The organism is Paenibacillus sp. PastM-3, from assembly GCF_029893965.1.
Taxonomy (GTDB): domain Bacteria; phylum Bacillota; class Bacilli; order Paenibacillales; family Paenibacillaceae; genus Paenibacillus_AQ.
Genome location: NZ_JARXXP010000003.1, coordinates 1 through 12,416, shown reverse-complemented (window position 1 = coordinate 12,416; position 12,416 = coordinate 1). Strand labels below are relative to the sequence as shown.

Here is a 12,416-nt window from a genome sequence, read left to right as displayed (position 1 = left end):
ACTTAACAACTTTAGCTGCACTTTATACAGCTATTCCGGCCCTTTTTGCTCCTCTAACCGTTTTAAGTGTACTCCGTACACCTATATCGGCGGATTAAGCCCGTTCAGCCCGATTTCAGCCGGTTTAGCTGTACCAAATGCAGCTATTTTGTCCAAACGCGGATTTCCCCTGCTTTTAGTTGCACAAACTGCAGTTATAGAGCGTGCCAGCTTTTATCTGCACAATTTATTTAGCGCCTGCCTGCACGGCCAGTTCCGTCAATGACCGGCTGCCCGTGCCTTCCAGCAGCCAGAGGATGGCTGTAACGCCGCGCGGGTAATATTTGCTGCCGCCGATCAGGCCGGCCAGAATCTGGTCGCTCCAGCACCAGTAGGACAGCTCGGGATGTAGCAGCCAGCTTACATGGGCGGCGTCTGCTGCCCGGCCGCTCTCCTCCCAAGGCAGATGCAGAATCTCTCGGGCGATAAACTGCGAGAGATAAATTTTGCTGAGCCAGGAGTTATTACTGGTGGAGGACAGCTTCCAGCCGCCATCGTCGAACAGGCAGACGCCCGGAACCAGTACGGTCTGCAGATGCGTGTTCAGCGCACTGAGGTACCCGGCAAACCGGCCGGCCGGATCAAGCGCCTCCTCACAGCCGGTAAAGAGCGGGAAGATCAGCCCTTCGATCGCCGGAATGATACGGGAATCATTATTTTCGTTAATGACGGCCGGAATAAATCCTTCACTATTTAACTGCGAAGCAATAGAAGCAGCACATTTCTCCGCCTGCTGTCCCGCTTCCGCCGCCAGCACCGCCAGCCCCTCCTGCCCGAAAAACTTCTCCAGCGCCACATAGGCCGCCCAGCATTTACCCGCCATGTAAATGTTATTGCGTGACTGTCCCAGCGAGGTGTCCAGACTGTCGTAAGTGGTAATTTCGGCTCCGCCCTGCGTCCGGTTGCTGTCCAGTCCCATCAGGCCGTTGCGCTGTTCCTTGTCCGGGTGGTCACGGTTCAGCATGCTCTCGAAGCAGGCCCGGAGCACCGGCAGCATGTTATCCGCGAATTCACGGTCCCCGGTCTGTTCAATATAGACGAGCGCCGAGACCAGCCAGTTCACCAGCTCCTCATGACTCATATAGGAAAAGCAGTCATCCAGCCCCGCCAGCTCATAAGCGGAATACTGCGGACGCGAGAACACATTGGCTACGCCGACATCGTGGGTGAAGCTGATTCCTCCCGGATACTCCCTGGTTTCGCCCGGAAACACAACCTTATCCTCATAGCTGTAGCGGTCCACGAACAATTCCAGCTCATTCCGTACCGTCCACGGATTCATCACCAGCTCAAAAAACAGCTGATCCGCCGTCAGATCGAGCGTATTCATCATCCGGTATTCACCTTCGTTGACAATCCACAGATACTTCTCCCCGTCATGCAGCAGCTGCGTGCTTCCGTAATAGCTGTGAATTGCATGTGACAGCATAAAGCTCTGGTCTGCACTAAGCCCGGCCGAGTGAATCCAGGCATCAGCGTCCGTACAGGCAGCGGTCAGTTCGCCGAAATGCTCCAGCGCATAGCCGGCCACCTCCTCGACATTCCGGAAAAAGCGGGTATACGCATAGCAGGCATCCATTCCTGTAGTTACCAGACCGCCGCGGTAAAAGCAAACCGCAAACCGGTACGTCCGCTTTTCGCCCGCCGGTACCTCCATTAATACGGCACCCGTGCCGCCCAGTCCAAAGGACAGATTATGCTCAAGCTTGGCCTCCAGAATCTTTTCCATGGTAAAGCCGAGCGCCGACTGCACGCCTTCCTCCGCACAGGCAACCGCCGTCAGCCGGCCTTGTCCGATCCCCTGAAAAGCGCCTCCGCTCGTATCGCCCAGCCTGCGCATGGAGCTGTAAGGGTCGCTGCCTTCGTAGCCGAAAAAGCCTCTGCGGGCAAAGGTGCCCCGGGTATTGTCGAGTGTAAGCTCAGCAAAAACCGCCGGCAGCAGCACTGCTTTTAGCGATTCATCATCAGCGGTGGACGGATCAGGTACGGACCGGACAGGAGAGTACACCTTGAAGGTCAGGTCTCCAGCCTGCCATGTATCGCTCGCTGTTCCCAGCATCCGGCTGATCGCCTCGTCTTGAAACGCTTTCAATTTGATTTTGGCGGTCTCATCCGCTTTTTCTATATCATATCTGGCTCCGGCATCTGCCACCTGCTCAAAAAAGGGCAGCACCTCATAGCTTTCACCGTCCGCAGACTGAAATCCGATGTACATATTCTGGTCAGCCGGTTTGCCCAGCTCCAGCCCGAGCCCTCCGTTTTTACCTTTAAAACCGAGTGTAAAGCTTGCAAATGCCCCGATAGGTGAATGCTGGACATTATAGAATGGATTAGATTTTGTCATAATGGCTCCTTCCTGGTACGCAGCATGCGAGTTTGGCAGTTTATAGATTGCCTATCCTCATCCTATCATGGGGCTCTGTGCGGGGACATTGCCAAATCAGGCAGATTTTTACCCAAATCAAGCCAATCTTCGGTATACTGAAAACGTACAGTGAACCTGAAGAGCTAGGAGGAACCGCCTATGGCTTCGGCTTTTTTGCCGCCTGAACTCGGCCAGAACATTAGTGAAATCATTATCCCCGACGTCAAAACAACGCTGAACCTGTTCGGCATGCATCTGCGGATGGTAAGCGGTGCATGGAGTTATCCAATTCATGCCCATCCGCAGTATGAGTTCAACTATGTGCTGGACGGGGAACAGCGGATCATCGTCAACAGCCGCAGCTATACGCAGCGTGCCGGTGATCTCGTTCTTTTGCGGCCGGGAGATTCACACTCCAGCCAGAGCGGCAACGGGCGGCCGTTCACGTATTTTTGTATCCATTTTGATATCGACGATAAAATTCTCATCTCGCTCTTAAGCCGGCTGCATCATGTATTGTTCAAGGCTGACAGCACGATTGCCCATAAGTTAACGCCCTCACTAACCCGGCTGGTTGATATCTCCCGCCAGATTCAGGGTGACATCACAATGTCACAGCGGATGATGCTGCAGTCTGCTGTGTTTGAACTGTTCGGCCAGCTGTGGGAAGCCTTCTCTGTTGAGGCCAACCTGCAGGCATCTGCCAGCTATGAAAAGGTCGAGCTTGCCCATCAGATCCGCAGCCGCCTGCAAGGTCTTGTCTATCAGCAGTTCAAGCAGGATGCACAGGAAGACCGGACGCTTGGCGTCGATGATATCGCGGCAGAGCTGGGTATCAGCTCCTCACACTGCTACCGCGTTTTCCGGCAGGTGTTCGGCCTCTCACCGAGAGAGTTCTTATCCCAGCAGATGCTGCATGAGGCCAAGGTGCTGCTGGACGATCTCCGTCTGCCGGTCAGCCACATCTCCTCGATTCTCGGCTACCGGGATATCGCCCACTTCAGCCGCCAGTTCAAGCGCTGGTACGGCAAATCACCGCGCGAGTACCGCGAAGGAGGCTCATTATGAAGCAGCTCTACATGAAGCAGAAAGTTTTCAGTCTAAGCGGAAAATTCACTGTAAAGAACGAGCAGGAGCAGGATGTTTATTTTGTAGAGGGCAGCTTTATGCAGATTCCCAAAACGTTCTCCATTATGAATGCCCGAAGAGAAGAAGTCGCACTGATTTCGAAAAAGGTGTTCAGCTTCCTGCCGAAATTTTTTGTTGAGGTGAACGGCCGGGAAGTGCTGACGATCAAGAAGGAATTTTCCTTTTTAAAAGCACGCTATACGATTGATTCAGCCGGCATTGAGGTACGCGGCAACTGGTGGGACATGAACTTTCAGGTCTTACAGCGCGGTTCCGTTATAGGTGAAGTCAACAAGGAGTGGTTCACTTGGGGCGATAGCTACAAAATTCAGATTTTGAATGAACAGATGGAAGCCATCATGATTGCGATTGTAGTGGCGATTGACTGCGTAAAAGCTGACCATGCGGCGGGGGCGGCTTCTTCTCAGTAGTTACTCTTATTCCGTCAAAAAAACACCTCCAGGAACCTCGCCTAACGGCAGAGCCTATCCCCCTGAAGGTGTTTTTTCTGATTTCATCTTATACGCGGCTTATCCTAGCCCAGTCCATCCGCCGACAGGTTCCCGCCGTTACTGGCAATAACCTGCTTGTACCAGTGGAAGCTCTTCTTCCGTCTCCGCTGCAGGGTACCGTTGCCGGCGTTGTCCTTGTCGACGTAGATGTAGCCGTAGCGCTTGTTCATCTCCCCGGTTGAGGCGCTGACCAGATCGATCGGGCCCCAGCTGGTGTAGCCGATGATCTCGACACCGTCCGTGATCGCCTCGCCCATGGCGGCAATATGTCTCTGCAGATAGTCGATCCGGTAGTCGTCGGCTACCTCTCCGCCGGGACCGGGTTCATCGGCAGCGCCCAGCCCGTTCTCGACCACAAACAGCGGCTTCTGGTACCGGTCATACAGCTGATTGGCCGTAATGCGGAAGCCCAGCGGGTCAATCGTCCAGCCCCAGGCTGACTTCTGCAGATACGGATTATCGACCGAGCCAAACACATTGCCGCTGGTCATCCGGCCAAGCACCTCAGGGTCCGTGCTGGCAGTCCGGCTGGCATAATAGCTGAAGCCGATGTAATCCACGGTATTGTGCTTCAGCAGCTCCTCATCGCCCTGCTCCATCTCAACCGTGATTCCATTATCCTTAAAAAATCTTTTGGCATAGCCCGGATACGCCCCGCGGGACTGTACATCGATGAAGAAGAACGATTCGCGGTCCTTATTCATCGCATCCCATACATCCTCCGGATTGCACACATACGGATAAGTTGATCCGGCGGCCAGCATACAGCCAATCTGCGCATCAGGGATAAGCTCATGACAAGCCTTCACAGCCAGCGCGCTCGCCACCAGCTGATGATGGGCCGCCTGATACTGGATCTGCCGCTTATCCTCCCCCTCACGAAAGACCAGCCCCGCGCCGACAAACGGCAGATGCAGCAGCATATTGATCTCGTTGAAGGTCATCCAGTATTTCACTTTGTCCTTATATCGTGTGAACAGCGTAATGGCGTACCGCTCAAACAACCCCACCAGCTTGCGGTTTCTCCAGCTTCCGTAAGTCTGCACCAGATGAACCGGCACATCGAAATGTGCGATTGTAACCACCGGCTGTATCCCGTATTTCAGCAGCTCATCGAACAGATTATCATAGAACTCTAGCCCCGGCTCATTCGGCTCAGCATCATTTCCTTTAGGAAAAATCCGCGCCCAGGACACCGATACACGCAGCGCCTTGAAGCCCATTTCCGCGAACAGCGCAATATCCTCTTTATAGCGGTGATAAAAGCCGATCGCTTCATGCGACGGATACATCAGCCCCGGCTGCGGCTCAAAAGCATCCAGCTTTCCGCCCATCACAGGCCAGCGCTGCGGCCCGGACGGAATCAGATCCACCGTCGTCAGCCCCTTGCCTTCCTCCCGGTAAGCCCCTTCCGTCTGATTGGCCGCAATTGCGCCGCCCCACAGGAAACCCGCGGGAAAAGTATATTTTGACATGATATTATGCTCCTTCTCCTTCTGCTTCTGTTTCAGCTGTTACCTACCGCAGCATCACCGGACCCAGCAGCCCGGACGGCTCGTGGATCATGTACTGGGACAAGAAATCCTGCTCCTGCTTGCCGAGGTTGTTCGTTACCTCAACCACCAGCCGGTTCTTGCCAGCGACCAGCGCACTGCCTGCATCAAAGATGTACGGCGGGCAGATTTTGACCCCCAGCTGCTGGCCGTTAAGCGTAACCTCGGCTACCTCATATACGCGTCCCAGGTCAAGCACGGCATTGGCCGGAGCTGCTTCCTCCAAAATAAACGCCAGCTCATAACGCACCGTTCCCGAGAACCGCGCCTTGCCTTCCACTTTGGAGATATCCTGCAGCGAAACCAGCGTCTGCTCTGCTGAAAAGGACGGATAAGCTGTGGCTGTGGCAAAAGAAACGCTCCATTCTCCACCGATTTCTGCGGCCTCATTCGCTTGCTGCGGAGCTGCTTCCGCTTCCTCCCGGCTTTCCAGCAGCACAACAGATTCATACGGATGCAGCATCAGCTGAACCGCAGTTTTACCATCGATCTGCGACTGCGATACCGGCTTAACCTGATTGGAGAAGCCGTCATAGGCCACAACCGGACGATTTCCGCTCAGTGTTACAGTCGTTTCAATCACCTTGTAAGGCTCTTCATTGAAGAACATGTACACATCGCCTTCGGCCTGACGGTAATGATAGCTGCGCAGGTACGGCTGATGCTCAGAGGCGTGCACATCGTGATGGCCTTCTTTTATCAGCTGAGCCGTAAACTCCTCCAGCCCGCATACCGCCGCCTGCTTCTGCAACGCGCCGTCCACCTGCTCCCCGTGCTCGTTTCTCACCGGAAGCCCGTCAATGAACTGCACGCGGATACCGGCATCCGTAAATGCCTTAACCCGCTCCAGCAGCGTCTGCGGCAGTGCCTCGGCATAAGGGATGACCAGCGCGTTGAACGTCTGTCCGTTAATCGTATACGTGCCGCTGCCAAGCTTAGCCTGTGCAATCAGATCCGCCGGAATGACGTCGAACTCGATTTGGTGCTGCGCCAGCTCCTTCGCCGGCTTCTGGAACAGCATATACTCACCCAGCCATTCCGCCTCCGCATGATACAGCAACCCAACGTTCGCCACATGCTGACCCCCGTTCAGCAGATGGCTTACCCGGTTCAGGTAATCAAACAGCACGCTCATGAACCGGTACTGCGGATTATGGCCTCTGGCATCGAGATGCGGCGGGCAGTCGGGGTCCGGGAACTCTTTTGGTGAAAAGGCATGCGGTACAAAATGGGTCACACCCCGCACCAGCATATGGTCGGTAATCCACTTCATCAGCTTGATGCCCTCCGCCCAGCCGTAAGCCCCGTAGACCTCGCACATGGTGCGGTTCCGCTTTTTGGGATCGAGATGGCCAAGGGAAGCCCCCATTTTAGCCAGTCCATAATGGAAAAACTCCCCGTCCCAGCCCTTCGCCGTCATCGACTTGAACGGTCCCTTGTCCATGCCCGGCATAATCTGGTTCAGCACCACGTCGATGCCGGCCATATCCTGCTCCCAGATCGCTCTAAAAAAATGTCCCGCTCCGTAACCGAGCCGCGCATGCGCATTGTTATCCTCGATCAGATGGCCGATGTACTCTACCCCGTGCTCCCGGCACCAGGCTGCCAGTGTTCCGGTGAACGCTTCACCATACATACGGCTTACAATGTCCATGTATTTGTAGCGGATGGCGTGCTCTGCGCCCTCAGCCTCCACGGTTGAGAGCAGCGGCAGCAGCAGCCGTTCTTCCGCAGTGAACTGCTCCTGCAGCCCTGCTTTCCAAGGCAGCACCATTTCTGCCCGGCCGATCGAGCCGAAGGCCCCGTGCATATTGCCGAACCGCGGTTCATCCGAGAAAAATCCGGCAAACGTCCGGCCGAAATCCGCCGCATAACGGGCATAATGGGATTCGTAGACCTCGTTGATCAGCACCTTTACAGCCTCGGGATCAAGCGGATTCAGATAGCCTTCGGTGTGGGGCTCCCCGCCGTGGATCGTCTCCAGCAGGATGAATATCCGCCAGTCTCCTTCCGGGATGTCCCAGTACAGCACACCGTTATCTTCAAAAGTGCTGACATCAACAAAGCTCGCCGGATCGACGCTGTTCTCGCCAGTTCTCCGGGCTGCAATGATGCTTAGAATTTTGTCGTTAACGGCCTTAGGGGTAGCAGTCAGGCTCATCCGGTTGCCGGGGCTGCCCCATTTTACAAGAAAAGAAGCGTCCTGCAGCGGACCAACGAAATCAAGCTGATGGATTTTGAGATATTTTTTGACCAGCTCCGGATGATCTGACTTGATCTTTCCGTTCGCATAGCCCGTAGGAAAGTGGGAGTCGTCCAGCAGCCATACCTTCATACCCCGGCGGCGGGCCTCATCCATAATAATGTCCATGTCACGCCACCAGCCCTCACCGCAGAAATCGGGGTGCGGACGGGATTCCACGCAAAGGGCGTGGATGCCGGCCTCCTGGATTTTGGCAACCGATTCTCTTAAAAGCGCCTCCGGCTCTCCATGCAGCCACAGAAAAGGAAGCACATAGTTTTCCTGTTTATTGTCCAGAACCTCAGTAAGTCTTTTCATAAAGGCTCCACTCCTGTCTTCTCTGTCTATTAATTTGACTTACCAAACTTAACTTCATATAGTTAATCTTATCTTTGATCAAAGGGGGACTACAGCCATGCAGAGAGAAGAATTAAGACGGCGGCTGTCCGAGCTGTCGGAGAGTGAGCATCGTCATAAAAAGGATCCTGACAAGGGTCTCCTTATATTTGAACAAATGAACCAAACGGTAAACATCACCGGAAGCCCGGTATATATTCTGGATCTGGATCCTTATTCAACCCGGGCATGGAGAGATTCCAAATTTCCCGCTAACTCCACAAACTCTTTTCACATCAACCAGATGACGATCCGCCAGCATTCCCGTTACAGTAAAATTCCGATGCATATCCATAACTACGTGGAAATCAATTACGTCTACTCCGGCCAGTGCAAGCAGATTATCGACGGCAAACACGTCACCCTGCGGGAGGGCGATCTGTGCATGCTCGACACTAACGTGCCGCATACCATTCTCGAAACGACCGAGGACGATATCATCATCAACCTCATTATGCTGAAGCCGTTCTTCACCACAGGTTTTCTGAGCAGGCTGGCGACGACCGGGATCATTTCCAATTTCATCGTGAATGCGATCTCGCAGATTCATAACCACAACCGCCACATTATTTTTCATACCGGCAATGAAATCTCGTTCAAGGAGACGATGGAGAGCCTGATGTGCGAAACGTTTGATCCGGGCTTCTGCTCCAAGGAGATTATCGAATCCTATATGGTCATTGTGTTCAGCAAGCTGCTGCAGTCGTTCCAGGGCGGTCAGGACAAGGATTACGGTGATGAAGCCGGCAGGGCCAATCTGATCGAAATTCTGAAATATCTGGAGGATCACTATAGAGACGTCACCCTGATTTCCGTAGCCGGGCATTTCAACTTCCATCCCAATTACTTCAGCGCCTATCTGAAAAAAGCAACCGGAAGAACGTTCAAGGAGCTTGTGCAGATCCAGCGGATGACCAGCGCCGGCCTCCTCCTGACCAATACTTCGCTGACGGTGGAGGAAGTGGCCGGTGAGGTCGGCTATAACAATCTCGGTTTCTTTTACAAAAAATTTGTAGCCTACTACGGCCAGACGCCAAGCGATTACCGCAAGCAGCACCGGTAGTGCAGTATTTTAGCGGATGCTCAGAACCAGCTCGCCTGTCTTGGCTTCACGGCTGCGGTCTGCCTTAAGCACAACCGATTCATGATCAGCTGTATTTGTTACGATAACCGGAGTCGTCACCTCGAAATTGTTGTCCCGGATCATGTTCCAGTCGACAATGGCCAGCAGCTGGCCCTTTTGAACGCGATCATTCTCCTTGACCTTAAGATCGAACGGTGCACCCTTCAGCTTAACCGTATTAATCCCCATATGGATCAGCAGCTCCACCCCGTCATCTGACACAATCGCAAACGCATGCTTGGAATTCGCCACGGTTACCACCGTACCGTCGAACGGCGCGTAAACTTTATTATCCGCAGGAATGACGGCGTAGCCGCTGCCCATTGCACCGCTTGCAAAGGCTTCGTCCGGCACCTCGCTGAGCGGGATAATCTTACCTTGTATGGAGTTGTAGACCTGGGTTTTTGTACCCGCCCCTGGTACTGTGCTGCTTGCCCCGGATACTGCCGGCGCTGCCGCTGGAGTCTCCTGCTTGTCCTTGAAGCCGAACAGATAGGTGAGCACGGTTGCGATAACGACGGCCGCCGCACTTGCAATGACATAGGCATAGAAGCTATTGTCGAGCCCTGCAGGATTAATGAACATCGGAGCTGCAAAAATCCCTCCGCCGCCGAAGCCGAACATCTTCGCACTCATCGCCGCAGTAATACCGCCGCCTACAGCCCCGGCGATTCCCGCCATGACAAAAGGTTTTTTGTACGGAAGCGAGATCCCGTAAATCGCCGGCTCGGTTACCCCCATAAAGGCAGATATGGCGGCCGGACCGGCAATGCTGCGCACCTTCGCATTTCTGGATTTCAGGAATACCCCAAGCGCCGCACCAACCTGGGCAAATACAGAGGCACTCAGGATCGCATTCACCGGATCATACTGAAGGGTTGTAATATTGTTGATCAGCACCGGGATAAAAGCATAATGCAGGCCGAAAATGACAATGAGCTGCCACAGCCCGCCAAGCACTACGCCTGCAATGACCGGACTGAGATTATAAATCCACATGGTCGCATCCGCCAGCAGACTGCTTGCTTCCGTCAGTACCGGACCTACCAGCAGGAAGGTCAGAATCCCGGTGATCAGTATAGTAAAGAGTGGTACGAAGAACAGCCGCAAAGACGCGGGGAGCTTGCGTTCGAACCATTTCTCCAGCTTCGCCGCAACCCAGGCGGCAAGGATTATCGGGAACAGCGACGAGGTATAGCTCGCCAGCACAACCGGAATGCCTGCAAACGTCAGGCTGTCACCCGCATTGTAGGCGGTAATAACTGACGGATAGACCAGCGCGGCGCCGATGGCTGCCGGAATAAACGGATTGCCGTTAAATTTCCGGCCGGCCGAGAAGCCGACAATAATCGGCATAAAATAGAACAGCCCGTCTCCGAGCGCATTCAGCAGAATATAAGTGCCGTCCGTTGCCGCCAGCCAGTCCAGTGCAGTGGCCAGACCGAGCATCCCTTTAATAATCCCGGCAGCAGCCAGCAGGCCGATGATCGGTGAGATAATGCCTACGATTACATCGACGAAGCGGTTAAAGGCATTTTTCTTTTTGCCGGGTGGCGCTGCTTCTGCATCATTCGACACGACTGCACCGCCGAGCTGGTCCGTGACCTCTTTATAGACCTCTTTTACCTTGTTGCCGATGACAACCTGGTATTGTCCGCCGCTTTTGACCACTGTCATAACGCCGTCCAGATTATTGATCGTGTCCGTCTGGGCGACGGATTCATCCTTAAGTGTAAATCTTAACCGGGTGACACAATGCTCCAGGTGGCTGATATTGCTCCGGCCGCCGACATTCCGGATAATCTCCCGGGCTAAGTTCTGATTGTCCATAGTAGACCCTCCCTGATTCTGAAAAAAGCGGATAAAAGGAACTACCGGCCTCTGAATAAAAAAGCCTCTCATTCCAGTATGCCAAATATTCCATATTATTGTGCGAAGCATTAACCGTAGAGCGTTTACATTCCTTGCTGAAACCGGTACCGCCGGGTTAGGCCTTTACCCTTGAATACCCTTACAAGGTTATGATAACAAACGGTGCCAACGTAAAGTATCGTCAGTTCTTAATGAATTTACTTACCAAACTTAAGATTAGGTGAAGCGATTGCAGGTGGCTTGAGTAACTTTGGCAGGAGTTGGAATTTGGAGTGGTGTATGGGGCGGTTGTGTGGGTGGGATGTGGCAGTAGTGTGTAGATAGGCTGGGGCGCGGGAATGGGAGTAGCTTATAGAGCAGATGTGTGTGTGGCGTGTGGACGTAGTGCGTAGAGAGGCTGGGGCGCGGGAATGGGAGTAGCTTATAGAGCAGATGTGTGCGTGGCGTGTGGACGTAGTGCGTAGAGAGGCTGGGGCGCGGGAATGGGAGTAGCTTATAGAGCAGATGTGTGCGTGGCGTGTGGACGTAGTGCGCAGATAGGCTGGAGCGCGGGAATGGGAGTAGCTTATAGAGCTGAGGTATGCGTGGCTTGTGGACGTAGTGCGTAGAGAGGCTGGGGCGCGGCAATGGGAGTTGCTTATAGAACTGAGGTATGCGTAGCGTGTGGACGTAGTACGCAGATAGGCTGGGGCGCGGGAATGGGAGTAGCTTATAAAGCTGAGGTATGCGTGGCTTGTGGACGTAGTGGCTGCAAAATAGGGGGTACGCAACAAAAATGCTCACCTGCAGCGCAGACCTCCTGTAAAGGCAGGACTCGGTTGGTACGTCGCTGTTCTAAACACAATATGTCGTTGCGAAGTTAAGTAATATTATTACCAACGTTCGGGCTAACGGACTCTGATGCGCTTATTTGCAGCAAAAGGCGTGTTTCTGCAGGCTAACGGACACCAGCGACCTTATTTCCTGTCTTTCCGCGTAAAAAGCACTCTTGAGCTGGAAATAAAGGTATTACGGTCCGTTAGCCTGATTAAACAGGCTGATTTCCATAAATAACGGCGCTGGTGTCCGTTAGAAAAAGTGGAAGTTACTGAGGGGTACGGGGTACGGGGTACGGGGTACGGGGTACGGGGTACGGGGTACGGGGTACGGGGTACGGGGTACGGGGTACGGGGTACGGGGTACGGGG

The 12,416-nt window shown here is 53.9% G+C and carries 7 protein-coding genes; 3 read left to right on the top strand and 4 right to left on the bottom strand.

The features are described 5' to 3' along the window. Positions 1-226: 226 nt before the first annotated feature. Complete coding sequence (locus tag M2108_RS06655; RefSeq protein WP_277468747.1) at positions 227-2,383, bottom strand: glycoside hydrolase family 52 protein; 2,157 nt, start codon at positions 2,381-2,383, stop codon at positions 227-229. 180 nt (positions 2,384-2,563) lie between these two features. Here M2108_RS06655 and M2108_RS06650 point away from each other — a divergent pair, with 180 nt between their 5' ends. Both M2108_RS06650 and M2108_RS06645 read left to right on the top strand, forming a co-directional pair. Then, positions 2,564-3,472 carry an AraC family transcriptional regulator gene (locus M2108_RS06650; protein WP_277468748.1) on the top strand — a complete coding sequence of 303 codons (909 nt, stop codon included), beginning with the start codon at positions 2,564-2,566 and terminating at the stop codon, positions 3,470-3,472. Then, the gene (locus M2108_RS06645; protein WP_277468749.1) at positions 3,469-3,963 is read left to right on the top strand and encodes an LURP-one-related/scramblase family protein; all 495 of its coding nucleotides are present in this window, start codon (positions 3,469-3,471) and stop codon (positions 3,961-3,963) included. The genes M2108_RS06650 and M2108_RS06645 overlap by 4 nt, the downstream gene beginning before the upstream one ends. 104 nt (positions 3,964-4,067) lie before the next feature. Here M2108_RS06645 and M2108_RS06640 read toward each other — a convergent pair whose 3' ends face one another. Both M2108_RS06640 and M2108_RS06635 read right to left on the bottom strand, forming a co-directional pair. Beyond that, complete coding sequence (locus M2108_RS06640) at positions 4,068-5,519, bottom strand: 6-phospho-beta-glucosidase (RefSeq protein WP_277468750.1); 1,452 nt, start codon at positions 5,517-5,519, stop codon at positions 4,068-4,070. A gap of 43 nt (positions 5,520-5,562) precedes the next feature. After that, positions 5,563-8,157: a glycosylhydrolase-like jelly roll fold domain-containing protein gene (locus M2108_RS06635; protein ID WP_277468751.1), complete on the bottom strand. Its 2,595-nt coding sequence runs from the start codon at positions 8,155-8,157 to the stop codon at positions 5,563-5,565. A 97-nt stretch (positions 8,158-8,254) separates the two neighbouring features. On the opposite strand from M2108_RS06635, the gene M2108_RS06630 reads away from it, so the two are divergent. After that, a complete protein-coding gene (locus M2108_RS06630; protein ID WP_277468752.1) occupies positions 8,255-9,298 on the top strand; it encodes an AraC family transcriptional regulator in 1,044 nt (347 codons plus the stop codon). Between the two features lie 9 nt (positions 9,299-9,307). Here the strand turns inward: M2108_RS06630 and M2108_RS06625 are convergent, their stop codons facing one another. Further along, positions 9,308-11,188: a beta-glucoside-specific PTS transporter subunit IIABC gene (locus M2108_RS06625; protein WP_277468753.1), complete on the bottom strand. Its 1,881-nt coding sequence runs from the start codon at positions 11,186-11,188 to the stop codon at positions 9,308-9,310. Positions 11,189-12,416 lie beyond the last annotated feature (1,228 nt).